Origin of the sequence: Pantoea sp. BRR-3P, from assembly GCF_039621635.1 — a bacterium.
In the GTDB taxonomy this organism is placed as follows: domain Bacteria; phylum Pseudomonadota; class Gammaproteobacteria; order Enterobacterales; family Enterobacteriaceae; genus Pantoea; species Pantoea floridensis.
Genome location: NZ_CP155066.1, coordinates 2045898 through 2071355, shown reverse-complemented (window position 1 = coordinate 2071355; position 25458 = coordinate 2045898). Strand labels below are relative to the sequence as shown.

Below are 25458 nucleotides of genomic sequence, written 5' to 3'. Positions count from 1 at the left end.
CGTCTGCCAGCAGATATTACGGCCTGGCAGTAAGGGGAAGGTGGCCAAAAGCAGAGGTTTCTAATCTGTAGTCATCTCATTACAGGAAGAACACGCCATGAGTATGCGTAACATTGTTGCCATTGATTTAGGCGCATCCAGCGGGCGCGTGATGCTCGCACAATGGAGTTCAGCAAAGCAGCACATTAGCCTGCGCGAAGTCCGCCGCTTTACCAATCAGCGCGTACGCCGTGCCGACTATGATTGTTGGGATCTGGACCGACTGGAGCAGGAGATACGTCTCGGACTCGCCCAGCTAGACGACGAAGGCATCGTGCCAGACAGCATCGGCATTGATACCTGGGGCGTCGATCTGGTGCTGCTGGATGCCAACGGCGAGCGTGTCGGAGAGGCGGTTAGCTATCGTGACAAGCGCACGGAAGGGCAAATGGCGCAGGCCATCAACGACCTTGGCAAAGAAGCCATCTATCAACGTACGGGCATTCAGTTTCTCCCCATCAATACGCTCTATCAACTGCGTGCGCTGCATCAACAGCAGCCCGATTGGCAGGCACGAGTGCGCCATGCCTTAATGATTCCGGACTACCTGCATTATCGCCTTACCGGCCAGATGAACTGGGAATATACCAACGCCACAACGACGCAATTGCTCAATATCCAGAGCGGTGAGTGGGACCACGATTTACTGGCGTGGGCGGGTGTCCCTGCTGAGTGGTTTGGTAAACCGACGGCACCGGGAAATACCGTGGGATACTGGACCAGCGCCAGTGGCAACCATATTCCCGTGATTGCTGTCGCCACTCACGACACCGCCAGTGCGGTTCTGGCGACACCATTGATGCAGGATGATGCTGCCTACCTCAGTTCAGGCACCTGGTCACTGATAGGCATTGAGAGTTTGCAGCCTTGTGTCAGCAGCGCTGCGCTTAACGCCAACGTGACTAACGAAGGCGGAGCAGAAGGCTATCGTGTGTTGAAAAACATCATGGGCCTGTGGCTGCTGCAACGGATGTGCACGGAACTGCACATTACCGATCTCTGCTCACTGATCGATGATGCTGCACAAGAACCGCTGTGCCACGCCCTGATCAATCCCAACCACAGCCGCTTTATCAACCCTATCAGCATGGTCCAGGAGATCCAAAACGCCTGCGCCGAGCAGAATATGCCGGTGCCGCAAACGCCTGCCGCGCTAGCGCGCACCATTTTTGACAGCCTGGCACTGTTATATCGCCAGTCAATCAGTGAACTCGACCAGCTCCGCGCCACGCCGCTGCGGCAGCTGCATGTGGTGGGCGGTGGCAGCCAAAACCCGCTCCTGAACCAACTGTGTGCCGATGCTTGTCAGTTACCCGTATTGGCCGGCCCTATTGAAGCCTCAACGCTCGGCAACGTCGGTTGCCAGTTAATTGCGCTGGGGGAATTGCGTGACGTTAACGATTTACGCCGCTGCATCAGCCAAAACTTCCCGTTGAAAACATTTGAACCGCTAAAAAACAGTGCCTTTGCTGCCCATCAGGCACGCTTTGCGGCGCTGAGCCAACCTGCTAAGGAACTTGCATATGACTAAGCTGATTGAACAAGCCTATGAACTGGCTAAACAACGCTATGCCGCGATGGGCATAGATGTGGAACAGGTGATGGCGCAACTGGATGGCATTCCTGTCTCAATGCACTGCTGGCAGGGCGATGATGTACGCGGTTTTGAAAATCCGAACGGCGAGTTAACCGGCGGCATTCAGGCGACGGGCAACTATCCCGGCCGCGCCCGCAATGCGGACGAGCTGCGCGCTGATGTAGAAAAGGCGATGTCGCTTATTCCCGGCGCCAAACGCCTCAATCTGCACGCGATTTATCTGGAGAGCGATAAGCCGGTTGATCGTGATGCAATTGAGCCACAACATTTCAGCAACTGGGTGGAATGGGCTAAAACGCATAAGTTAGGTCTCGACTTCAATCCAAGCTGCTTCTCGCATCCGCTGAGCGCTGATGGTTTCACGCTGTCGCATGCAGATAAAGGTATTCGCCAGTTCTGGATCGATCACTGCAAAGCCAGCCGCCGCATTTCTGCCCACTTTGGCGAGCAGCTAGGTACGCCTTCGGTCATGAATATTTGGGTACCGGACGGAATGAAAGATCTCACCGTCGATCGATTAGCGCCACGTCAACGACTGGCCAGCGCACTTGATGAAGTTATCAGTGAAAAACTCAACCCAGCGCATCATATCGATGCCGTAGAGAGCAAACTATTTGGCATTGGGGCAGAGAGCTACACCGTGGGCTCCAATGAGTTCTGCCTCGGGTATGCCAGCAGCCGCCAAACCGCATTAACGCTCGATGCCGGGCACTTCCATCCTACCGAAGTGATTTCGGACAAAATATCCACCGCCATGCTTTACGTGCCGCGTCTGCTGCTGCATGTGAGCCGCCCAGTGCGTTGGGACAGCGATCACGTGGTCATTCTCGACGATGAAACGCAAGCCATCGCCACTGAAATTGCCCGCCACAAGCTGTTCGACAAAGTGCATATCGGCCTCGACTTCTTCGATGCTTCGATCAACCGCATCGCGGCATGGGTGATTGGGACGCGCAATGCCAAAAAAGCGCTGTTACGTGCGCTGCTTGAGCCAACCGATCAGTTACGTAAGCTGGAAATAGCAGGGGATTACACCGGCCGTCTGGCCATGCTGGAAGAACAGAAATCCTTGCCGTGGCAAGCGGTATGGGAAGCATGGTGCCTGCGCCACGATGTTCCTGCTGACGCCAGCTGGCTGAGCGAAGTCCGTCATTATGAACAACAAACACTGCGTTAACGTTAAGGGACACATCATGCAAAATATTCTCTCTTCCGCTTTTGTTCAGGGAATGGTTAAAGCGACCAGCGACATGTGGTTGAAGGGCTGGGATGAGCGTAACGGCGGTAACGTTACCCTGCGCTTGTTACCTGAGGAAGTTAAAGCTTACGCCAGTGATTTTTATACGGAGCCGCGCTGCATTGAGTTGACGCAACCCGCACCGGCCCTGGCCAATGACTGGTTTCTGGTAACCGGTTCGGGCAAATTTTTCCGCAATGTCCAGATCGATCCGGCCGATTGCCTCGCGCTGTTGCAGGTGGATGACAAAGGGTTGTCATACAAAATCCATTGGGGATTGAGTCATGGTGGCTTGCCAACGTCAGAATTAGCTGCGCACTTTCAGTCGCACAGCGTGCGTAAGCAGATCTCCAACGGCGTTGACCGCGTCATCATGCATTGTCACGCCACCAACTTCATGGCGCTGAGCTATGTGGTGGATCTGGACTCAGCGCGCTTTACGCGCTTGCTATGGGAAGGCAGTACTGAATGTCTGGTAGTGTTCCCCGATGGCGTTGGCATTCTGCCGTGGATGGTGCCTGGCACCGATGGCATTGGGCAAGCGACAGCGGATGCGATGGCAAACCACAGCATTGTGATGTGGCCGTTCCACGGCATTTTTGGTGCTGGCCCCAATCTTGATGAGACGTTTGGCTTAATCGATACCGCCGAAAAATCATCAGAAGTGGTGGTAAAAGCGCTGTCGATGGGCGGCATTCGTCAAAGTATCACCACCGAGCAGTTGATTGCATTGGGTGAGCGTTTCAACGTCAAGCCATGGCAAGCAGCTTTACAGGCGGAGCGCAGTGATGTTGCGTAAGGCGTTTGTGATGCAGGTTCATGCACACTGCCACGATGAGTATTTGCGTCGCCATTCGCCTATATGGCCAGAGCTGGCCGAAACGCTGAAAGCCCATGGTGCACACAATTATGCTATTTGGTTAGACGAAGAGCGCAATCTACTCTTTGCAAGTGTGGAGGTTGAGTCTGAAGCGCGTTGGGATGCGGTGGCGAAAACGGATGTGTGTCAGCGCTGGTGGGCATCGATGAAGGAGTTAATGCCAGCAAATCCTGATAACAGCCCGCTGAGTGCGGCTCTCAAACCGATGTTTTTCTTGCCCTAGAATCGCGCGGTAAAAGAAGTTAAGCAGGCCAGCATTCATGTTGGCCTGCATTTTTATCTAGCTCAGCTCACAATAACCTGCCAGCGCAGGCCAAATTGCCATCTGCGTATCGACGATCTGGTCAAGATCGGCGCGATTGGCACCTTCGCGAGCCCGTACCGACATTCCCTGCAGCAAGCAGGCGAGATAACTGGCTAATGTGCTGCTGTTAGCGCACTGCGGCAGTTCATTACGTTGCTGCCGCTTATCGAGAAACGCTTTTAACGCAGACTCTTGCGCATGATGCTGCTGCGCAAGCATCTGTGCCACCTCTTCTGAGCCAGACGATAACGCGCTGGACGTACAGATAAAAAAGCAGCCTGCGGGTTTATCGCACTCGGTAAAGCAAGCCGCGGTGGCGCGAAAATAGGCTTCAATTGCGGTTTTCACATCCAGCGCATCATCATTCAATACCGCATTACGCTGTGCACTGAATGTTTCGATGTAGCGCTGCATTGCCGCACGAAACAAACCCTCTTTGTTTTCAAACTCAGCATAGAGCGTAGGTGCTTTAGCGCCGGTTGCGTTAACCAAATCTGACAGCGAAGTGCCTTCGTAACCATGGGCCCAGAACAGCATCAATGCTTTATCTAGCGCATCGTTACGATCAAAGACTTTTGGTCGACCGCGAGTTTTACGGTTTACCGCTGCGGTAATGTCTGTCATTGGGCACCTCATTGCATAAAAACACCCAATTAAATTACCGATCATTAAATAAATATGCAAGTCGACTTCATCTTACCTGCGTTAGGCTTTGCCCGTTTGTGCTTTCGCTGGCTAAAAGCACCCGAATGGATAAGTCAAAAAAGCGCTGAAAGCCCATAATCACGCCACTCCCGATTAAAATAATGACCGTTAATAAAATGATTGACGAGCATGCCCATTCGGCGTTAGCATTTAATTAACGGTTGTTAAGTTAATCGCATCCGACCCCAATTCATCTGTGTATAAGAGAGAAAATTATGAAAAGCATTAAACTGACCCTGGCCGCTGTGGCACTGTCCTCCATCGCGTTTGGTAGCATGGCTGCCGATCTGGTGAACGAAGCGCCAATGAATCAACAACAGGTTGGCGTGATTAGCGCTTCAGGTAGCACTAACCTGACCTCGCTGGAGAACCAACTATCGGAGAAGGCCAATGCTGCGGGAGCAAAGTCTTTCCGCATAACTTCGACCTCTGGCAACAACAAGCTAAATGGCACAGCAGTCATTTATAACTAAGAGAATTGTGCAGCGTGCCCCGAAGCATGCTGTGAGAAATGAATAAAAGGCTTCAGCAGCGTATGTCTGCTGAAGCCTTTTTTATTATCCGTTAGAACGTAACTGAGGATAGCGACGGAAGATAGCGATACACCAGAACAGGGCGGCAAGCCCAATAATGCCACCAACGTTACCCACATCTGACATTTTCATATGCAGGCTAACCTGGTTGCCCAGCAGCGCGCCTGCACCAATGCCGATATTGTAAATCCCTGAGAACAGCGACATTGCGACATCAGTTGCATCCGGTGCCAGTGCCAACACGCGCACCTGCATAGCCAATCCGATCATCATCATTGCCATGCCCCAGGCGATGCATAGCACGGTGATTGCGGCGGGACGCGCGGCGGCAAAGACCAATAGCCCCATGCTCAACGTGATGATAGCAATGGCCGCGATCAGCATCGCTGAGGGAAATTTATTACCTAGCGTGCTGAACAACACGCTGCCGATAATGCCAGCCGATCCAAACAGCAGCAAAAGCAGGGTGGTGAAGTTTTCATCGGCATTGGCCACAACCTGCATAAACGGTTCGATATAGCTGTAAGCGGTGTAATGCGCCGTCACCACCACCGTTACCAGAATGTACATGGCGACCAAAGCAGGACGACGGAATAACATCGGTACGCTGCTCAGCGAACCGGTGTGTTCACTAGGCAGGCGAGGAAGTACGCGCATCAGCAGGATGAGCAATACCAAAGCCGACAATCCAATCATACCGAAAGTTGTACGCCAGCCGAGATATTGACCCACGATGCGGCCAATGGGCACACCCAATACCATCGCCAGCGCCGTCCCGGTAGCCAGCATACTTAATGCCTGTGTTTTCTTACCGGCAGGCGCCACACGAATTGCCAGCGAAGCGGTAATTGACCAGAACACCGCATGCGCCAGCGCAATGCCGATACGGGAGATAACCAGAGAAGTGAAATCCCACGCCACAGAAGAGAGCACGTGGCTGGCAATAAACAGAATAAATAGTACCGACAGGAGTAAGCGGCGTTCAATGTTACGCGTCAGCAACATCAACGGCAGCGACAATAGTGCCACCACCCATGCATAGATGGTGAGCATGATGCCAACGTCGGCGGTCTTCATGGCATAACTGGCGGCGATATCCGACAGCAGACCAACCGGAACGAATTCCGTGGTGTTAAAGACAAAAGCAGCGATAGCCAGCAGCACGACGCGCAGCCAGGCTGTCTTACGGGAGACGGTTGTAGATTGCATGGAGTTCAAATCAGTCAGGCGGCGAATGTCAGGGCCAAATTGCACCCCATAAAGGTGACCTTTGTCACAAAATTGCGGCTATTGTGGAGCATTAATGCGCCGAGGGAAACCGTTTGTCGGGCTTTTATCGCTGAATATTTTTTATCACCTCAGGCGTGGTTAATAGCCTGAGGTTATTATTGTTTTCTGCTCGATAAATAAACAGCGCGAAAGAGTGAAGTAAAATGCTAAGACGAGTTCGGGGCGATCTGGACCTTGGGCGCATTCCTTACACTAAGGTCCAGTCAATATTAAGCTGAAATTTATAATTATTATGAAATCCCTTAGTTTCGCTTAACAAAATGGTTTAACCGCTTAAGCCATTGTCAGACCAGTATTATCAGAGTCTCACCATGTGTTTTAGTGCCACACTATTCTGGGTTGTCAGGTTTTTTTTTACACCGACCGGACAACAGTGCTCGCAGCCCATCGCGCTGGTATAAAACTTACGCGCCTGTTGGATGGCGGCGTTCGGCGTATAAAAAGTACCTAGAAAACGGCGTGCATTATCGGAAGGAAGGAACGGGCAGCCCGTTGCATGTACCACATGATTGTCGTTATAGCCGGCATGCTTATCGACGTAATAATAGAGTTCCATCTAACGTCCTCATTGCTGTGAAATAATAAAAGTCTAACTATTGTTGGAATGGAATTATTATAGCGATGAATCGCCATTTTGTTTTATCTGGAACTGTCAGAACGGCGGATGGCGTAACGTGATAAAAGAAGCGGGGCGCACAGGCCCCGAGAGAAAGGTGAAAAGTATTACAGTTTTCGGCACTGTAAGCGCCATCCGACCAACAAAGCCATTAATAATAAAAGCGTAATGAAGACGGTGACGCCTATCCAACCATAGCTATGCCAGAACACGCCACCTAGCGTTCCTGCCACACTTGAGCCCACATAGTAGCTGAATAGATAAAGTGAAGAGGCCTGGCCTTTAGCGCGGCGCGCGCGTGGACCAATCCAGCCGCTTGCAACCGAGTGAGCGGCAAAGAATCCAGCGGTGAACAACATCATGCCAGGTAAAATTGCCCACAGTGAGTCAAAGGCGGTAAGCAACAGTCCCGCGAGCATGATCGCCGTGGCGCTAATCATCACTGGACCACGCCCAAAGCGGCTGGTCATGGCCCCGGCCTTCGGCGAGCTCCAGGAGCCGGTAAGATAAACAATTGAAAGCAAACCCACCACCGCCTGGCTTAGCGACCACGGTGCGTTCAGAAGGCGATAACCGATGTAGTTAAACAGCGTCACGAATGCGCCCATCAGCAGAAAGCCTTCCGCAAACAGCAACGGCAGTCCTTTATCGCGCCAGTGCAGGCGGAAGTTGATGAACAAACTGCGCGGTCGCAGCGATGCCGGACGGAAATGGCGCGATGCTGGCAAAATTTTCCAAAACATCAGCGCACCGGCAAGCGCAAAGCAGCCGATTACGCCAACAGCAATGCGCCATGAGAAAAAGTCAGTGAGAACGCCGGTAAGCAATCGTCCACTCATACCGCCAATCGAGTTGCCGCTAATATACAGTCCCATCGAAAAGGCGATAACCCGCGGATGAATCTCTTCGCTCAGATACGTCATGCCCACAGCCGCGACGCCGCTAAGCGATAAACCTATCAACGCGCGCATCAGCAAAATCCCCTGCCAACTGCTCATGGTGGCTGATATCAACGTGCAAATGGCCGCGAGCAATAGTGCCGTTACCATTACCGATTTGCGTCCAATTGCGTCCGATAACGGGCCGGTAAACAGCAATCCCAACGCCATTAACCCGGTCGAAAGTGAGAGCGAAATGCTGCTCTCTGCGGGCGACACGCCAAATTGCTGTGATAGCACTGGGAGGATGGGCTGTACGCAATATAACAAAGCAAAAGTGGCAAGGCCGGCGGAAAACAGCGCAAGGGTCACGCGCATAAACTGCGGCGATCCGCGCTCAATCCATTCTGAAGGGGGTACAGCGGGTGCAGGCTCTACGGACAACTCGTCTTCATCAAGTATCCCCGCCTGGGAAGAGCGACTCACGGAACATCCTCGGTTGGTGAATAATGACGTTACTGTAGGAAAGCGCCAATAGGTTGTACAATATATTAATAATCTCAAATAAGACGTTTTAAATATGAATGTTGAGTTGCGCCATTTACGCTATTTCATCGCCGTGGCGGAAGAGTTGCATTTTGGCCGCGCAGCACAGCGCCTGAATATTTCGCAACCGCCGCTCAGTCAGCAGATTCAGCATCTGGAACAGGAAATTAACGCTCAACTTTTTACGCGTACCAATCGTAGCGTGCAGCTCACGCCCGCAGGGCGCCTTTTTCTCCAGGATGCGCGCGCTATTATGCTGCAGGTTGAGCAGGCAACGGGCCGTGCGGCGCGAGTACATAGCGGCCAGGAGGGTGAGTTACGCATCGGTTTTACGTCGTCCGCTCCGTTCACCGGTCTGGTATCCGATGCGCTTTATCAGTTCCGGCAGCGCTGGCCAGAGGTGCATATTCAGATGCAGGAGAACAATACGCGCCAGCAGCTTGCGCCTCTGCATGAAGCGCGGCTCGATCTTGGCGTTATGCGCAATACGCCGCTACCCAACGACCTGCAACATCGGGTGTTACTGCGTGAACCGCTCTGTGCCGTGGTGCACTGGGCACATCCGCTGGCTGATGCGGAATCAATTTCCATCCAGCTATTAGCTAACGAGCCATTTGTGTTTTTTGATCCGCAAGGGGGGACGGCGCTGTACGGAGAAATTCTGGCGCTGCTGCATCGTTATCAAATCCAACCCTTTATTACCCAGGAAGTCGGTGAAGCGATGACTATTCTTGGCCTGGTGGCAACCGGTCTTGGTGTCTCGATCTTACCGGCGTCTTTCCGTCGAGCGCGTCTGGCGGATGTGGTATGGATTCCCTTGCAGGAGAGCGATGCTATTTCTGAGGTTTGGCTGGTCTGGTCGGCGACGCGTGAACCCACCGCGCAGATGGCAAATATGATGACGCTGATGCTCAAAAATGCCGAGAATTGAACCAGCTGCTGTCACGACATACTCTCTTTATGTGCGATAAATCACATTTCTAATCAAATATTTGACGCTGCCGGTCAATCTGCATCACCATAGCTGCTGTTTATTTAGAAGCGCGAAAATAATGGGAGCAGGGGCGTGAATCTGTACAGTCAACCTGGCCATATTGACCAGATAAAACAGACCAACGCAGGTGTGGTTTACCGACTGATTGACCTTTACGGCCCGATTTCGCGTATTGAGCTGTCTAAACGTGCCCAGTTAGCACCCGCCAGTATTACCAAAATCGTACGTGAAATGCTTGATGCCCACCTGGTGCAGGAAACGGAGTTTCAGGATCCGGGCAGTCGCGGGCGTCCGGCGATTGGTCTGATCCTCGATACCCTTGCATGGCACTTTCTCGCTATTCGCATCCAACCCGGACAGATTACGCTAACGCTGCGCGATCTCAGCACGCGAGCAATCCAGGAAGATCGCTTACCGCTGCTCGCCACGCCTGAAAAGCCATTGCTACAAACCTTGCAAGACATCGTCAATGATTTCTTCATTCGACATCAAAGTAAGCTGGAGCGGCTAACCGCTATCGCCATTACGCTACCGGGGTTAATCAACGCCGCTTCGGGCGTGGTGCATCGCATGCCAGGATATGATGTGGAGGAGATGCCTCTGGGAGAAACCCTGGCTCAGCGCACCGGGCTACCGGTGTTTGTGCAGCATGATATTTCCGCATGGACGCTCGCAGAAGCGCTATTTGGCGCATCGGGCGGCGCGCAAAACGTGATTCAGATAGTTATTGATGAAACGGTTGGCGCGGGCGTCATTAGCGGCGGACAGTTGTTGCATAAGAATGGCCGCACCTTAGTGGAAATTGGACATACGCAAATCGATCCCTACGGCCAACAGTGCTATTGCGGGAATAATGGTTGCCTCGAAACGGTGGCCAGCACCGGAAGTCTGCTGAACCTGACGGCGCAGCGTTTGCCGTCGCAGCCAGAAAGTTTGTTGCATGATGCACCTTTGACCATCGCAAGCCTGTGCTCGGCAGCCCAGCAGGGCGATCGTCTGGCGCGCGATGTCATTGCCGGAGTGGGCCATCATATAGGCCGCATGCTAGCAATGATGGTCAACATCTTTAATCCTCAACAAATACTTATCGGTTCTCCGCTCAACCAGGCTTCTGACGTTCTGTTTCCGGCGGTGAGTAGTACCATTCGTCAGCAGGCATTGCCCGCGTACAGCCGTGAAATCCAGCTCACGCCAACGGCTTTCGACGATCCTGGCACCTTTGGCGGCGCGGCGCTGATCAAAGACGCGCTCTATAGCGGCTCTTTATTGGTAAAACTGTTGCAGGGATAATTAAAGCTCACCTTAAGTTTGCGCTAACGCAATCTGCTTCTCGCTACATTTCCTTAAACTGCCTCCTTCGCACGTTACACATCGCTTTAATGAAGGAGGAGAGTGGTGAAAACACTTTTTGTCACCGGTACCGACACCGCGGTGGGTAAAACCGTCGTATCACGCGCGTTATTACAGTGTTTCGCAAAAGCCGATTTATGCGCAGCAGGTTACAAACCTGTCGCCAAAAGCGCGCAGGTCACACCTGAGGGGCTACGTAATAAAGATGCGCTTTTATTACAGCAGTCTTCCGCTCTCACTCTGCCTTATAGCGCGGTGAATCCTATTACGTTGATTGAGGATGAGATCAGCACCAGCTCTTCGCAACGTATTGATTATTCACTGTTGAGTCGCGGGCTTCATGATTTACAAGCGCGCGCAGCCTGCGTTGTGGTTGAGGGCACGGGTGGTTGGCGCAGTTTAATGAACGATCTCCAACCGTTATCTAACTGGGTACAGCAGGAGCAATTACCCGTGCTGTTGGTGGTAGGGATTAAAGAAGGCTGTATCAGTCATGCATTACTCACCGCTGATGCCATTGCGCTTGATGGATTGAAATTAGTGGGCTGGGTTGCTAATCGTATTAATCCAGGTTTGGCCCACTATGCTGAAATTATTGATGTGCTGCGGGAAAAACTGCACGCCCCTTTGTTAGGGGAATTGCCTTATTTACCGCGCGCAGAACAGCGCGAACTCAGCCGCTATCTGGATGTAAATCTATTGAATGAAGCAGTTGCGCGCAATGACAGTGCCAAACCGGCAGCCTGATGAAAGTGAATGCAGTGATGAATTTTGCTCTGGTGTTCTCGCTGTCGTCACCCTACGCTGAGTCATGCCCCGCGCGGTAAAAGGCGCGGGGCACTTACTCGATTAACGTTGGTTTATTACGGATTTAACCGACGACGCGTACGCCCTGAACTCAGATAATCGGCGATGTAATCCTGTGATATTTCGCCGCTGTAGCGTCCCTCTTCATCGACAATCGGCATCCATACCGTGTTGTGTTCATACAGTTTGGAGAGCACCACACGCAGGTTTTCTTCGGCTTTACCCGTCACTTTAAACGTATGCAGCATCTCTTCGCAGCGACCGGTGGCTCCGCGCGCTTCACGACGCTTCACAAATCCCAGTGGCTTGCCATCTTCATCTACTACCGTCACCGAACGCATATCGTTATCGTCCATGGTGGCGAACGCTTCCTGCAGGGGCGTATTACGTTGTACGGTAATGGTGGGCTGTTGATCGGTTACATCGCCTGCCTGCACCAGCAGTAACCGTTTCAGCGTTCGGTCCTGACCGACAAAAGAGCCAACAAAATCGTTAGCGGGTTTGGCTAACAGCTCATCCGGGCTGGCGCACTGCACGATTTTACCCTGACCAAATACCGCAATGCGGTCGCCCAGTTTCAACGCTTCATCGATATCATGACTAACCAGCATCACGGTCTTCTTCAGCTGACGCTGCATCTCGAGAAACTCGTTCTGAATCACTTCTCGGTTGATGGGGTCGACCGCACCGAAAGGTTCATCCATCAGTAATACCGGCGGATCAGCGGCCAGTGCACGAATCACGCCGATACGTTGCTGTTGGCCACCGGACATTTCGCGTGGATAGCGGTGCAGGAATTTGGTCGGATCGAGCGCCACCATGCTCATCAATTCCGTGGCACGTTCGCGGCAGCGCTTCTTATCCCAGCCCAGCATACGCGGCACTACGGTGATATTCTCTTCGATGGTCATATTCGGGAACAGACCAATCTGCTGGATGACATAACCAATATTACGGCGCAGGGTCACGGTATCTTGTCCGCTGGTGTCTTCGCCGTTGATCAAAATCCGGCCGCTCGAGGAAGGGATCAGACGATTAATCATCTTCAGGGTGGTGGTTTTGCCACAGCCCGATGGACCGAGCAGCACACACATTTCCCCGGCAGGCACTTCAAGGCTGACGTTATCAACGGCATTAAGCGTAGTGCCGTTCTTTTGTGTAAAGGTTTTCGTCAGGTTTTCCAGTTTTATCATTATCGAATCCCCTTAGGAGTCAGCGCCGACTGCAAACGGTGCAGCAGCCAATCAAGCACAATCGCGAGCAAACAAATCATTAAGGCACCAGCAATCAACATACGCACATCGCTGCCGCTGATACCGTCGAGCAGCTGCAGGCCCAGGCCGCCGGCACCAATCACGGCAGCAATCGCCATTACACCGACGTTCATCACTACCGCAGTACGAATACCGCCGAAAATCACCGGCAGCGCCATTGGAATTTCTACCCAACGCAGGCGTTGCCAGAAGGTCATGCCAATCCCGCGCCCGGCTTCACGCAGACCCGGCGAAAGATTCTCCAGTGCGGTGTGCGTGTTACGTACGATGGGCAGCAGCGAGTAAAGGAACACGGCAGTGATCGCGGGAAGGGCACCGATGCCTTGACCGATCATCGAAAACAGCGGAATCATCAGACCGAACAGCGCAATGGTGGGAATGGTTAACACGATGGTGGCGATGCCGAGCACCGGCGTTGCCAGCCACTTAAAGCGCACAATCAAAATGCCCAGCGGTACGCCGACAATAATCGCGAAACCGACCGCCACCAGCACCAGCCACGTATGTTGCCAGGTGAGCGTCATCAGGGTGTGCCAGTTATTCATGATGTAATGCAAGGTATCCACAGCGCCTCCTTACAGCATGTTTTTAGATTGAAGGAAATCACGCGCCACCTGTTGCGGTGACTGATGATCAATATCGACACGCTTATTCATCTCGGTAATCGCTTCGTCATTGATCAGCGCCGACAGCTGATTAAGGGCGCTATCCAATCCCGGATGACTTTGCAACACATCCTGGCGCACCACTGGCGTGACGTTGTAACTTGGGAAGAAGTGCTTGTCGTCCTCTAACACTTTGAGTTCAAAACCTTTCACACGCCCATCGGTGGTATAGATCAGGCCGGCATCCACAAAACCATCACGAATCGCGTTGTACACCAGGCCCGGATCCATCTGGCGAATCTGCGGTCGATCCAGCGGCATGTTGTAGGCTTTTTGCAGCGGCTTCAGGCCGTCGGAGCGTCCTGAGAACTCGAGATCCAAACCGAGTTTCCAGTTGTGTTTAGGATCGTTTTTACGCACCTCTTCCAGCTTCGCCACCAGCTGCGACATGGTGGTGATGCCTTCTTTATCCGCGCGGTCACGCTGCATGGCGAACGCATAGGTGTTGTTCATCGGAGCAGGATTGAGCCACACCAAACCCAGTTTGGCGTCCAGCTGTTTGACCGTTTTATAGGCGTCTTCCGTCGACATCGGTTTATTGATGTGATTAAAGATGATCAGCGAAGTGCCGGTGTATTCCCAGGTCATATCAATCTGTTTATTGATCATCGCGTTGCGACCAATGGTGGTGGCGATATTGGTCTTTGGGATCACCTGAAAACCTTTCTTCTGCAACCACAACACCGTCATCGCGGACAGGATGTGTTGCTCGGTAAAGCTTTTGGTCGCCATGGTAATCGGTGTTGCGGCGGCGGCGCTTTGGCTGATTGCCAGCGTCGCGGTCAGTGCCAGCGCCGTACGTTTAACCCAGCGCGCCAGCTTATTGGCAGTAGCCATCACAAAACTCCTTGTGTTTAAGCCGCAGAGTGCGGGCTGAGATAACGTCCCAATGCCGCCAGCAGCATATCGAGAATCAGCGCGACCAGAGCGGTAGCGACTGCGCCAAGAATAAGCGTGGGGAAATCATTGAGATAGATGCCGGGGAAGATCAGCTCGCCAAAGCTGCTGGCGCCAATCAAGAACGCTAATGGCGCGGTTCCTACGTTGATGGCGGTAGCGATGCGGATACCGGCTAACATCACCGGCAACGCGTTGGGGATCTCCACCTGGCGCAAACGCTGGAATTTGGTCATACCTATACCATTGGCGGCTTCGATTAACGACGGCGGAACCGCGCTTAAACCGGCAAAAGTATTACGCACAATCGGCAATAGTGAAGCGAGGAACAAGGCAATGAGCGCAGGGCGATCGCCGATACCGACAATCACCATGGCCAGCGCCAGAACGGCCAGCGGCGGCAGCGTGTTACCTACGTTGAAGATTTGCATTACATATTCAGCCCAGCGACGGGCGAACGGACGACTAAGTAAGATACCGCTGGGAATCCCGACCAGCAGCGCAAAGAACATCGACCAAAACACTAAAAACAGATGCTGCTGTCCGAGATAAACCAAATCTTCCCGGCGATCGCGCAGCGTATTTAAACCCAGCCCCCATACCAGCAGAGCAATCACCGCGACAATCGCGAGCAGAGCCAGCCCCGCGCGGCGGGCGAGCGATGCATTTTGCATAGCCAGTGTCTCCCTGATTTGAAAAATCGTTCGATATGCTTATGTCATTCCCAGGATGGTGGCGATGTGAGCCATACTCACACACGAAAATCCTTCACCCCGTCAAATTGCAGTTAAAATGACTGTTTGCTAATGCTTTTTCAGCGAATAACTGGAAAGCACCGTTTAGAGCTATAGCAATGCTTGTCGAATAGCGCCAGTTTTTACGGCAAAATCAGACAGATAGAAATCACAGGAAATCACAGCGAACCCGCGTGGAATAAGGCATCATTCGACAATAAAAAAAATTCATCGAAATGCGTGACGCCGTCACAAACAGGCGCACGCAGAGGAAACTGCTATTACAAATTTTCAGCTAGCCTTGTTAGAAATTAGGGAGACGTATGACTGAAACTGCAGAATTGAATACGGAACATCGCCATTGGATTCTCATCGGCTGCATGCTGGCCATGTTTATGGCGGCAATTGAGGTCACCATCGTGGCCACCGCGATGCCGACGATCATTGCCGATCTCGGCGGTTTTTCGCAGTTTGGTTGGGTGTTCTCCATCTATCTGCTCACCCAGGCGGTAAGCGTGCCGCTGTATGGCCGCCTGGCGGACATGTGGGGCCGTAAACGGTTGCTGTTTATTGGTGTTTCGCTGTTTTTGCTTGGCTCCATTCTTTGCGGATTTGCCCACAACATGACGTGGTTAATTCTGTTCCGTGCTTTTCAGGGCCTTGGCGCGGGCGCCATTATGCCGCTGACATCGACCATCGTTGCCGATGTCTATTCTCCGCGCGAACGCGCCAGCGTTCAGGGCTGGCTCTCCAGCGTGTGGGGTATTGCCGCAATTATTGGACCACTAAGCGGCGCATGGCTGGTCCAGCACTTTAGCTGGTCGGTGATTTTTTGGGTCAACGTGCCGATTGGCGTGCTTTCGATGCTATTGCTGGCGCGGTTCCTGCCAACGCGTGAGCACCATCAGGATTCCGCACTTAATCTCACCGGCAGCTGCTGGCTGATGATATGTGTAACGGCATTATTAGTCGCGCTGCTGCAAGCGGAAGTGCTTGGCTATTGGTTATTGCCGTTCCTGGCGCTGGCGCTCGTTGCCGCATGGCGCTTAAAACATCATGAACAGCGCGCCGATGCGCCCCTTTTTCCGCTCGAAATTTGGCGCAGTCGCCTCATCGTCGCGGGTAACGTGGGCAACCTGATCATAGGTGCCACCATGATGGGCATTAGCGCATTTTTACCCACGTGGATTCAGGGCATCACCGGCGGCACGCCGCTGCAGGCGGGCAGCGCATTAGCAATGATGTCGATTGGTTGGCCGCTGGCAAGCACCTTGAGCGGCAGATTGATGCTGGTGACGTCGTATCGATTTACCGCACAAATGGGTGCACTGCTGCTGATTGCGGGCAGCGCGTTACTGTTACTGCTGCGCAGTGATAGCTCCATTATGCAGGCCGGTTTTACCGCGTTTGTAATGGGGACCGGCATGGGAATGACCAGCACGACCTTTTTGGTATCGGTACAGAACCACGCGCATTATGACATTCGCGGCATTTGCACCGCGTCGATCATGTTTAGCCGCATGATAGGGTCGGCCATTGGTACCGCTTTGATGGGGGCGGTGCTCAATCTCAATCTGTCACTGCGTTTGCCGCAGGCAGACGATCCGATGCAGAAAATCATGTCGCACGAAAGCCGTCAGGCGCTACCAGAGGCGACGTTGCATGCCTGGACTGGGCAAATTGCCTCCTCATTACACTGGGTGTTTGTCGTGTCGCTGTTGATTGCGCTGTTAACGTTGGGAGTGGCATGGCTGATGCCGCGCCAGCGGCCGGAAGCAGAGTAAAAGCAGGGCGGCCAGGATGCCGCCCGAAAGATTATTGCGCTGAGCTATCCTGAGAACTGCCTGCGCTGTCTGGCACGCTGCTGTCAGCATCATGGCCATTTTTCTTGTAAACAATCTTCTGTGTGTCATTTTCACAATGACCAACCACCTGACCACCAGCCTGATCGGCTTGATCGTTGGGGACAATATCAAGCGTGAAGTCCGCTTCAGCGACGCCGTTATTGATAATTTTTTTGCTGATATCCGCTTTAACACTTTCACACGATGCCTGTGCTAACACCGGAAGAGCCAGCATGGCCATCAGCAGAACTGCATTACGTTTTTTCATCATTCACTCCTTTGGTAAGAATTCCTTTGCAAACTATAGCAGCGATAACGCATTAGGGCGCAACGGGGCGTCCGGTACGACGATCAAGGCAACGCAGCGTGTTAGGTTCCCAATAGGCGTTAACGTTGTAACTTTTCTCGCACGAATCACGCGTATCAAAGGCTTTATCCGCTTTGTCGAACTCTTTCTCAACGCGGGTATTGACCTTGTTACGCAGATTTTTTGTGTCGTTCCACTGCTCTTTGCTTTGACGCGCTGCTTCATTGCTGGACGCACTGTTGCCATTTTCAATAATCAGGCGATCGGTATTTGCAGAAGCCAGCGGCGCGGCCAGTAATGCGCTGGAGGTCAGCACGGTTACCAGCAGGGTGGAATACAGTTTTTTCATCTTCATTTCCTTCAGTTTAACACCAGCACAGCCGGGATCATGGCTGTAACAACCATGGACGCTAGTATATCATCGCTGCTTCTTTGCTCACCAGCGGTGAGCTATTTGTTTAGGTTAGAGAGAGATTTTCAATGCTGGTGAAAACCACGTTGCTGTTTTTCATTACAGCGATTGCGGAAATTGTCGGGTGCTTCCTGCCGTGGCTCTGGTTAAAGAAGGGCATGACGGCCTGGCTATTGCTGCCAGCGGCGGCGAGTCTGGCGCTGTTCGTTTGGTTATTGACGCTGCATCCAGCGGCAAGCGGACGCGTCTATGCGGCCTATGGCGGCGTATATGTGTTGACCGCGCTAATCTGGCTGCGTGTGGTAGATGGCGTGAAACTGAGTACCTGGGATTGGGTCGGCGCGCTGGTGGCGTTTAGCGGTATGCTGATTATTGTGGCCGGTTGGGGACGCGCTTAATTTGGTAGGGTCGCCATTTATGGCGACCTGGTGCGCATGAATGCGCACCCAACAAAATCACATTAACCTTTATGCACCTTCAAACCTGCGGTGGTTTGCGTTACGGGCATAATCTCCAGCGTATTAATGTTGACGTGTTTTGGCAGCGTGGTCACCCAATAGACCGCTTCAGTAACATCTTCCGCCGTTAGAGCGGTGGTGCCTTCATATACCTGTTCCGCTTTACCATCATCGCCTTTAAAGCGCACGTTAGAAAACTCGGTGCCGCCAACCAAACCTGGCTCAATATCGGTTACGCGCAGCGCGGTGCCGTGCAGATCGGTACGCAGATTCAGGCTGAACTGACGCACGAACGCTTTGGTCGCGCCATAAACGTTACCGCCCAAATAGGGCCAGCTGCCGGCAATCGAACCGATATTCACAATATGCCCCACGTTGCGCTCAACCATCGCTGGCAGCACCGCGCGCGTCATATACACCAAGCCTTTGTTGTTGGTGTCGATCATATTTTCCCAGTCTTCAATATTGGCTTTATGCGCCGGTTCTACACCCAGCGCCAGGCCGGCATTGTTCACCAGCACATCAATATCGCGCCATTCGGCGGGCAGGGCAGCAATCACTTCGTCGATGGCGGCACGATTGCGCACGTCCAGCTGCACGGTATACAGATTGTCGCCCAGCTCCTCTTTCAACTCTTTTAAGCGCTCAGCGCGACGTCCGCTGGCGATCACCTTGTGACCTGTAGCAATGAAGCGGCGGGTGATACTTTGACCAAAACCAGCAGTTGCGCCAGTAACAAAAATAATCATCTCACTGTTCCTTAAACGATTTCAGGTTATCAGCCACACCTTAGCATTAACCTTGAACCCATGCTCATGAAAACCAAAAGCAAGCTGTTGCAGGATTTTGCCTGCACGTTGAGAGTGCAATCGCGCACCACAAAGACGCATGTCATCGAGCTTTGTACGCGCTCAATGAAGCAAAACTCAGCGCAATGGTAGATAGCAACCGTTTGCCACCATAAGCAATCGGTTGCGCATACGATTGCAGTATCAGCTTGACACAAAAACCAGTCTAATCAACTTATTATATTGAATTTAAACAGTATTTTTTGTTCTTTGCGTTGGCATGCGCTTTGCAAACTATCTTTAAGCCATTACCTGCACATTAAAAAGCACCAAGGAACCGTTATGCCTTACGCATCCGAAACGCTGCTGCGCGCCAGCTTCTTTGATATCACCGCTCTGGCCGCGCAGCCGGACGACATCGCCGCCAACGCACGCTATCTCGAAGATGGCTTATTAACGCTGCGCGACGGCAAAGTGGTCAGCCTCGAAAGCTGGCAGATCGCGGAAGGGCGCGTCAATCCAGCAGAGGTTACCGATCTGCGCGGCAAACTGATTGTGCCGGGCTTTATCGATACCCATATTCATTACCCGCAAACTGAGATGATTGGTGCCTTCGGCGAGCAGTTACTCGAATGGCTGAATCACTACACCTTCCCGGCGGAAAGCCAATATCACTGTCCCGATCACTCAGCAAAAATGTCGGCGTTCTTCCTGCAACAGCTGTTATCAAACGGCACCACCACCGCGCTGGTGTTTGGCACCGTGCACAAACAGTCGGTGGATGCACTATTTAGCGCGGCGCATCAATTGGATATGCGGCTGATTGCCGGCAAAGTGATGATGGATCGCAATGCGCCGGAATACCTGACTGAAACGCCCGAACAGAGCTACCAGCACACGCGAGAACTGATTGAACGCTGGCATCAACGTGGTCGCCTGAGCTACGCGCTCACGCCGCGCTTCGCGCCGACATCCTCACCGGAACTGCTGGACAAAGTGCGTCAGCTGCGCGAAGCGTATCCAGACGTGTGGATGCACACGCACCTGAGTGAAAACCAGCAGGAAATCGCCTGGGTAAAAGCGCTGTTCCCGGAGCGTGACGGATATCTCGACGTCTACCATCATCACCACCTCACCGGTAAACGCAGCGTGTTCGCCCACTGTTTGCATCTGGAAGATAAAGAGTGGCAATGCCTGCACGACACCGATTCATCGATTGCGTTCTGCCCGACCTCAAACCTGTTTCTCGGCAGCGGCCTGTTCAATATCAAACGCTGCTGGCAGCAGGGCGTGCGCATGGGCATCGGCACCGATGTCGGCGCCGGCACCACCTTTAACCTGCTGCAAACGTTGGGCGAAGCGTATAAGGTCGGCCAGTTACAGCAGTACAAACTGAGCGCCTGCGAAGCGTTCTATCATGCCACCCTGGGCGGCGCGCACGCGCTCGATCTGGATGACGTCATCGGCAACTTTAATGCCGGTAAAGAGGCCGATTTCGTGGTGCTCGATCCGGCGGTTTCGCCGCTGCAGAAGCTGCGCCATGCCAATAGCAAAGATATCTGGGAGCGCCTGTTTGTGCTGATGACGCTGGGCGATGACCGCAACATCGCGCAGACCTGGGTGAGCGGCAAACCGGTATGGCAGCGTGAAAGTGAGGAGCAAATCGCATGATTCAGTTTTTACTCAACAATCGTTTAGTGACCGAACACGCGCTGGATCCCAACCTCACCGTGCTCAACTACCTGCGTGGCCAGCAGCAGCGACGCGGCACCAAAGAGGGCTGCGCCTCAGGGGATTGCGGTGCCTGCACCGTCACGCTCGGTAAGGTCGTCGATGGCCAGATGCACTATCAGGCCGTCAACAGCTGCCTGACACTGGTCAGCAGCCTGCAGGGTAAGCAGCTGATCACCGTGGAAGATCTTAAACAGGGCAGCGAACTGCACAGCGTGCAGCAAGCGATGGTGGATTGCCACGGATCGCAGTGCGGTTACTGCACGCCGGGCTTTGTGATGTCGCTGTTCACCCTGCAAAAAAACAGTGGCGGCTGGAATCGTCATCAGGCGGAACAGGCATTAGCGGGCAATCTCTGCCGCTGCACCGGTTATCGTCCGATCATGGAGGCCGCGCAGCAGGCATGTGAACACGCACATGCGGATGCGTTCACCGCCAACGCCGCCTCGCTGGTGCAGCGTTTACAGGCGCTCAGCAACGATGACGTGCAGATTATTGAAGCCGATGGCAGCCGCTGTTATCTGCCGAAAACCGTGGCGCAGCTCGCCGATCTTTATCAGCAGCATCCCGAGGCACGTTTAGTGGCGGGCGGCACCGATCTGACACTGCAAATCACCCAGCAATATCAACGCCTGCCGCTGTTAATTGCGCTGGAGCAGGTTAACGAGCTGAAGGTTTGCCACGAGGATCATGACCATATTTATCTCGGTGCCGCCGCGTCCTTGCAGCAGTGCTACCAGTTTCTGGCGCAGCACATCCCGGCGTTTAGCCGCATGCTGGAGCGTTTTGCCTCGCTGCAAATCCGCAATCAGGGCACGCTGGGCGGCAACATTGGCAATGCATCACCAATTGGCGATTGTGCGCCAATGCTGCTGGCGTTGAACGCGCAGCTGGTTTTGCAGCAGGGCGAACGGCAGCGAAAAGTTCCGCTCGATCAATTCTTTACCGCATATCGCCAAACGGTAATGCAGCCGGGTGAGTTCATTCACAGTATTACTATTGCCAAAGTGACGGTGTCACCCAACTTTGCCGCATGGAAAGTGGCGAAACGACTGGATGATGATATTTCCGCGGTGTTCGCCGCCATCAATCTGCACATCAGTAATGATGTGATTGTGGAAGCGCGTATCGCCTTTGGCGGCATGGCGGCAACACCGAAACGCGCGCTGGCAGCGGAAACAGCGCTGCTTGGCCAGCCATTGAATCTCACCAGCATCGAAAAAGCCTGTACCGCGCTGAGCGTGGATTTCCAGCCGCTGAGCGACTTCCGCGCTAGCGCTGATTATCGCCTGCAGGTGGCACGCAATCTGCTGCGCCGCTATTACGCGCAAGCGTCTGGCGAGCTGACCATTACCGAGGTGTCGCGCTATGTCTCATAACCGCCCGGAACTGAATGAAACCCTGCTGAAAACGCAGTTCGCCACCGGCATGCAAAGTGGCGTGGGGCGCAGCAACAAACATGAAAGTGCCGACAAGCACGTCTCCGGTGAAGCGCTGTATATTGACGATAAGCCGGATTTACCGGGATTACTGCATCTCTGTCCGCGCCTCAGCGAGCACGCGCACGCGCGCATCCTCAAGCTGGATGTGCAACCCTGTTACGCGGTGCCGGGCGTGGTCAGCGTATTGACCTGGCGCGATGTGCCGGGTCTCAACGATGTTGGGCCGCTGGAGCCGGGCGATCCGCTGCTGGCGCAGGACAAAATCGAATACTTCGGCCAAATTGTGATTGCCGTCGCGGCCGACTCACCGGAAGCGGCGCGTGCCGGCGCTGCGGCAGCGGTCATTGAATATGAAGCACTTCCGGCGGTACTCGACGTGCGTGAAGCACTGGAACAGCGCTTCTTTGTGCAGCAGCCACATGTTCATCAGCGCGGTGATGCGGAAGCCGCGCTGGCGCGCGCGCCTCGGCGAATCAAGGGCGAGTTTCATATCGGCGGCCAGGAGCACTTCTATCTGGAAACCCAGACGGCGCTGGTGATTCCTGGCGAAGACGACAGCCTGCAGGTGTTCTCCTCCACGCAAAACCCCACCGAAGTGCAAAAACTGGTGGCGGAAGTGATGGGCATCACCATGAACAAAGTCACCATCGATATGCGCCGCATGGGCGGTGGCTTTGGTGGCAAAGAGACGCAGGCGGCAGGCGTGGCCTGTTTATGTGCTATCGCCGCACGGCAATTGCGTAAACCGGTGAAGATGCGTCTGGCGCGGCGCGACGATATGCAAATCACCGGCAAACGCCACCCGTTTTTTGTACGTTACGACGTCGGCGTTGATGACGATGGGCGCTTCTGCGGCGTGAAAATTGATTTGGCCGGCAATTGCGGCTATTCGCTCGATCTCAGCGGATCGATTGTCGATCGCGCGATGTTCCACGCCGATAACGCCTATTACCTGGGCGATGCGCTGATCACCGGCTATCGCTGCCGCACTCACACCGCGTCTAACACTGCTTATCGCGGCTTCGGCGGCCCGCAGGGCATGGTGGCGATTGAGCAGATCATGGATCACATCGCGCGGGAAATGGGACTGGACCCGCTTGAGCTGCGCAAACGCAACTATTACGGCAAAACCGATCGCAACATCACCCATTATTACCAGCAGGTGGAAGACAATCTGCTGGATGAGATGACCGCCCAGCTCGAAATCAGCAGCGAATATGCGGCACGTCGCCGTGAAATAAGCGCCTTTAACGCCAGCAACCGTTTGATGAAACGTGGGCTGGCGCTGACGCCGGTGAAATTTGGCATCTCCTTTACCTCCAGCTTCCTTAATCAGGCGGGCGCGCTGATTTTGATCTACACCGATGGCACGGTGCAGCTCAATCATGGTGGTACCGAAATGGGTCAGGGGTTAAACACCAAAGTGGCGCAGATTGTGGCGGAAGTGCTGCAAATCGATATCAGCCAGATTCAGGTCACCGCCACCGATACCGGTAAAGTGCCGAATACCTCGCCAACTGCCGCCTCAAGCGGCGCCGATCTCAACGGCAAAGCGGCGCAGAATGCCGCGCAAATCCTGCGCGATCGCATGACCGAGATGCTGTGTCAGCAGCATCAATGTGCTGCTGACGCGGTGAGCTTTAGCAACGGCATTGTGCGCGTTGGTGAGAAGCACTTTACTTTTGCGCAGGTGGCACAGCTTGCCTGGCTTAACCAGGTGCCGCTCTCTGCCACCGGCTTCTATAAAGTGCCGGGCATCCATTACGATCGTGCCGCCGGACGCGGCAAACCGTTCTATTACTTCTCTTACGGCGCCGCCTGCTGCGAAGTGTTGGTCGATACCCTGACCGGCGAATACCGCCTGCTGCGCGCCGATATTCTGCATGATGTGGGCGCCTCGCTGAATCCCGCTATCGATATCGGGCAAGTGGAGGGTGGCTTCGTGCAGGGCATGGGCTGGCTCACCTGCGAAGAGCTGGTATGGAATGATAAGGGCAAACTGCTCACCGACGGTCCGGCCAGCTACAAAATCCCGGCGATCAGCGATGTGCCGAGCGATCTGCGCGTCACGCTGGTGGAGAATCGCAAAAATCCGCAGGACACGGTGTTCCATTCGAAAGCCGTTGGCGAGCCGCCCTTTATGTTAGGCATTGCCGTGTGGTGTGCATTGCAGGATGCCGTCGCCAGCGTCGACAACTATCTCCGCCATCCGCAGCTGGATGCACCCGCCACGCCAGAGCGGGTGTTCTGGGGGATTCAGCGCTTATCAGGAGCAGAGCATGATTTATCATGACTGGATCAGCGTGCTGCACAGCCTGCGCGAAAAGCGCGAAAGCTGCGTGCTCATCACCGTGCTCAGCGAGCGTGGCTCGGTACCGCGCGATCGCGGCAGTAAGATGGTGGTAAGCGCCAGCGATACGTTTCTGACAATTGGCGGTGGTCATCTTGAGTACCAGTGCATTGCGCAAGCGCGTGCCATGCTGCAGCAGCGGTGCACGCAACCGCGCAGTGAAGAGTTCGCGCTGGCCGCACGTCTCGGCCAGTGCTGCGGCGGTCACGCCACGTTGCTGTTTGAGCCGCTGATGCAGCATCAGCCGGAAATTCACCTGTTTGGCGCCGGTCATGTTGGCCAGGCGTTGGTGAATTTACTGGCAACCTTACCGTGCCATATCACCTGGATTGATAGCCGCGCCGCACAGTTTCGCACGGTACCGGCTGGCGTCACGGTGCGCCAGGTCGACGATCCAATCGACTGTGTGCAGGAAGCCGCCCCCGACAGTTACTTTGTGGTAATGACCCACGATCATCCGCTGGATCTGGCGCTCAGCGAGGCGATTCTGCGCCGCGGCGATTTCCGCTATGCCGGGGTGATTGGCTCGGCGACGAAAGCCCAGCGCTTTCGCTATCGGCTGGAGGGCAAAGGCATTGCTGCCGAATCCGTTGCACGCCTGCGCTGCCCGATTGGTTTAGCGGATGTGAAGGGTAAGTTGCCAGCTGAAATTGCGGTGGCGGTGGCGGGCGAAATCATCAGCGTTTATCAGCAGCAGGCGATAAGTTGTTGAGAGAGGTGGAAACTGCCAGGATAGAAACATCCCGCCGCCGCCGTGCGGCGTTGCTGATTATCAGGAGC

At 53.9% G+C, this 25458-nt stretch carries 25 protein-coding genes; 14 read left to right on the top strand and 11 right to left on the bottom strand.

All coding sequences use genetic code 11. The annotated features are described in order from the left end of the window. Nucleotides 1–97: 97 nt before the first annotated feature. Genes rhaB through rhaM form a run of 4 tightly spaced genes read left to right on the top strand, consistent with a single transcriptional unit; the run spans nucleotide 98 to nucleotide 3976 of the window. Entirely contained in the window at nucleotides 98–1570 is a 1473-nt protein-coding gene (rhaB, locus tag AAGR08_RS09545; RefSeq protein ID WP_345829787.1) for a rhamnulokinase, read from the top strand. Beyond that, nucleotides 1563–2813, top strand: coding sequence for an L-rhamnose isomerase (locus AAGR08_RS09540; RefSeq protein ID WP_345829786.1), 1251 nt, complete (start codon nucleotides 1563–1565; stop codon nucleotides 2811–2813). Before rhaB ends, AAGR08_RS09540 begins: the two co-directional genes overlap by 8 nt. 16 nt (nucleotides 2814–2829) lie before the next feature. Beyond that, nucleotides 2830–3672 (top strand): rhamnulose-1-phosphate aldolase, encoded by an 843-nt coding sequence (rhaD, locus tag AAGR08_RS09535; protein WP_097097377.1) that lies wholly within the window; start codon nucleotides 2830–2832, stop codon nucleotides 3670–3672. Beyond that, the gene (rhaM, locus tag AAGR08_RS09530; RefSeq protein ID WP_097097376.1) at nucleotides 3662–3976 is read left to right on the top strand and encodes an L-rhamnose mutarotase; all 315 of its coding nucleotides are present in this window, start codon (nucleotides 3662–3664) and stop codon (nucleotides 3974–3976) included. The genes rhaD and rhaM overlap by 11 nt, the downstream gene beginning before the upstream one ends. A gap of 57 nt (nucleotides 3977–4033) precedes the next feature. Here the strand turns inward: rhaM and AAGR08_RS09525 are convergent, their stop codons facing one another. Further along, nucleotides 4034–4681, bottom strand: a complete 648-nt coding sequence (locus AAGR08_RS09525; protein ID WP_345829785.1) for a TetR/AcrR family transcriptional regulator — start codon at nucleotides 4679–4681, stop codon at nucleotides 4034–4036. Nucleotides 4682–4977: 296 nt separating this feature from the next. Here AAGR08_RS09525 and AAGR08_RS09520 point away from each other — a divergent pair, with 296 nt between their 5' ends. After that, nucleotides 4978–5235: a YdgH/BhsA/McbA-like domain containing protein gene (locus AAGR08_RS09520; protein WP_345829783.1), complete on the top strand. Its 258-nt coding sequence runs from the start codon at nucleotides 4978–4980 to the stop codon at nucleotides 5233–5235. Between the two features lie 84 nt (nucleotides 5236–5319). Here the strand turns inward: AAGR08_RS09520 and AAGR08_RS09515 are convergent, their stop codons facing one another. The 3 genes from AAGR08_RS09515 to AAGR08_RS09505 form a co-directional block, all read right to left on the bottom strand. Further along, nucleotides 5320–6504 (bottom strand): sugar transporter, encoded by a 1185-nt coding sequence (locus AAGR08_RS09515; RefSeq protein WP_097097373.1) that lies wholly within the window; start codon nucleotides 6502–6504, stop codon nucleotides 5320–5322. 379 nt (nucleotides 6505–6883) lie between these two features. After that, entirely contained in the window at nucleotides 6884–7141 is a 258-nt protein-coding gene (locus AAGR08_RS09510; protein ID WP_097097372.1) for a hypothetical protein, read from the bottom strand. A 167-nt stretch (nucleotides 7142–7308) separates the two neighbouring features. Further along, on the bottom strand, nucleotides 7309–8565 hold the full coding sequence (locus AAGR08_RS09505; protein WP_097097371.1) for an MFS transporter: 1257 nt from the start codon (nucleotides 8563–8565) through the stop codon (nucleotides 7309–7311). A 94-nt stretch (nucleotides 8566–8659) separates the two neighbouring features. Between AAGR08_RS09505 and AAGR08_RS09500 the strand changes: the two genes are divergently transcribed. From AAGR08_RS09500 to bioD, 3 genes are all read left to right on the top strand, one after another. Then, nucleotides 8660–9556: a LysR family transcriptional regulator gene (locus AAGR08_RS09500; RefSeq protein ID WP_345829780.1), complete on the top strand. Its 897-nt coding sequence runs from the start codon at nucleotides 8660–8662 to the stop codon at nucleotides 9554–9556. A gap of 135 nt (nucleotides 9557–9691) precedes the next feature. After that, on the top strand, nucleotides 9692–10909 hold the full coding sequence (locus tag AAGR08_RS09495; RefSeq protein ID WP_345829779.1) for an ROK family protein: 1218 nt from the start codon (nucleotides 9692–9694) through the stop codon (nucleotides 10907–10909). Nucleotides 10910–11011: 102 nt separating this feature from the next. Further along, a complete protein-coding gene (gene bioD, locus AAGR08_RS09490; protein WP_097097368.1) occupies nucleotides 11012–11716 on the top strand; it encodes a dethiobiotin synthase in 705 nt (234 codons plus the stop codon). A gap of 116 nt (nucleotides 11717–11832) precedes the next feature. On the opposite strand, the gene osmV is transcribed toward bioD, so the two are convergent. The 4 genes from osmV to AAGR08_RS09470 are packed head-to-tail and all read right to left on the bottom strand — an operon-like array spanning nucleotide 11833 to nucleotide 15286. Then, a complete protein-coding gene (osmV, locus tag AAGR08_RS09485) occupies nucleotides 11833–12969 on the bottom strand; it encodes an osmoprotectant ABC transporter ATP-binding protein OsmV (RefSeq protein ID WP_097097367.1) in 1137 nt (378 codons plus the stop codon). After that, the gene (gene osmW, locus AAGR08_RS09480; protein ID WP_064738719.1) at nucleotides 12969–13616 is read right to left on the bottom strand and encodes an osmoprotectant ABC transporter permease OsmW; all 648 of its coding nucleotides are present in this window, start codon (nucleotides 13614–13616) and stop codon (nucleotides 12969–12971) included. Before osmW ends, osmV begins: the two co-directional genes overlap by 1 nt. Before the next feature lie 9 nt (nucleotides 13617–13625). Continuing rightward, nucleotides 13626–14552: a glycine betaine ABC transporter substrate-binding protein gene (locus AAGR08_RS09475; RefSeq protein WP_097097366.1), complete on the bottom strand. Its 927-nt coding sequence runs from the start codon at nucleotides 14550–14552 to the stop codon at nucleotides 13626–13628. A gap of 17 nt (nucleotides 14553–14569) precedes the next feature. Further along, nucleotides 14570–15286: an ABC transporter permease gene (locus AAGR08_RS09470; protein WP_097097365.1), complete on the bottom strand. Its 717-nt coding sequence runs from the start codon at nucleotides 15284–15286 to the stop codon at nucleotides 14570–14572. A 383-nt stretch (nucleotides 15287–15669) separates the two neighbouring features. Here AAGR08_RS09470 and AAGR08_RS09465 point away from each other — a divergent pair, with 383 nt between their 5' ends. Continuing rightward, the gene (locus AAGR08_RS09465; protein ID WP_345829776.1) at nucleotides 15670–17130 is read left to right on the top strand and encodes an MDR family MFS transporter; all 1461 of its coding nucleotides are present in this window, start codon (nucleotides 15670–15672) and stop codon (nucleotides 17128–17130) included. Between the two features lie 31 nt (nucleotides 17131–17161). Here AAGR08_RS09465 and AAGR08_RS09460 read toward each other — a convergent pair whose 3' ends face one another. Beyond that, complete coding sequence (locus tag AAGR08_RS09460; protein ID WP_097097363.1) at nucleotides 17162–17458, bottom strand: DUF1161 domain-containing protein; 297 nt, start codon at nucleotides 17456–17458, stop codon at nucleotides 17162–17164. A 52-nt stretch (nucleotides 17459–17510) separates the two neighbouring features. After that, nucleotides 17511–17846 carry a DUF1283 family protein gene (locus AAGR08_RS09455; protein ID WP_097097362.1) on the bottom strand — a complete coding sequence of 112 codons (336 nt, stop codon included), beginning with the start codon at nucleotides 17844–17846 and terminating at the stop codon, nucleotides 17511–17513. Nucleotides 17847–17977: 131 nt separating this feature from the next. Between AAGR08_RS09455 and AAGR08_RS09450 the strand changes: the two genes are divergently transcribed. After that, a complete protein-coding gene (locus AAGR08_RS09450; RefSeq protein WP_176519176.1) occupies nucleotides 17978–18307 on the top strand; it encodes a YnfA family protein in 330 nt (109 codons plus the stop codon). A 62-nt stretch (nucleotides 18308–18369) separates the two neighbouring features. Here the strand turns inward: AAGR08_RS09450 and ydfG are convergent, their stop codons facing one another. Further along, a complete protein-coding gene (ydfG, locus tag AAGR08_RS09445) occupies nucleotides 18370–19116 on the bottom strand; it encodes a bifunctional NADP-dependent 3-hydroxy acid dehydrogenase/3-hydroxypropionate dehydrogenase YdfG (RefSeq protein WP_049852249.1) in 747 nt (248 codons plus the stop codon). Nucleotides 19117–19497: 381 nt separating this feature from the next. Between ydfG and guaD the strand changes: the two genes are divergently transcribed. The 4 genes from guaD to xdhC are packed head-to-tail and all read left to right on the top strand — an operon-like array spanning nucleotide 19498 to nucleotide 25390. Continuing rightward, nucleotides 19498–20826 (top strand): guanine deaminase, encoded by a 1329-nt coding sequence (gene guaD, locus AAGR08_RS09440; RefSeq protein ID WP_345829772.1) that lies wholly within the window; start codon nucleotides 19498–19500, stop codon nucleotides 20824–20826. Continuing rightward, on the top strand, nucleotides 20823–22265 hold the full coding sequence (gene xdhA, locus AAGR08_RS09435) for a xanthine dehydrogenase small subunit (protein WP_345829771.1): 1443 nt from the start codon (nucleotides 20823–20825) through the stop codon (nucleotides 22263–22265). Before guaD ends, xdhA begins: the two co-directional genes overlap by 4 nt. Next, a complete protein-coding gene (xdhB, locus tag AAGR08_RS09430; protein ID WP_345829770.1) occupies nucleotides 22255–24621 on the top strand; it encodes a xanthine dehydrogenase molybdopterin binding subunit in 2367 nt (788 codons plus the stop codon). The genes xdhA and xdhB overlap by 11 nt, the downstream gene beginning before the upstream one ends. Next, complete coding sequence (gene xdhC, locus AAGR08_RS09425; protein ID WP_097097358.1) at nucleotides 24608–25390, top strand: xanthine dehydrogenase accessory protein XdhC; 783 nt, start codon at nucleotides 24608–24610, stop codon at nucleotides 25388–25390. The genes xdhB and xdhC overlap by 14 nt, the downstream gene beginning before the upstream one ends. Nucleotides 25391–25458 lie beyond the last annotated feature (68 nt).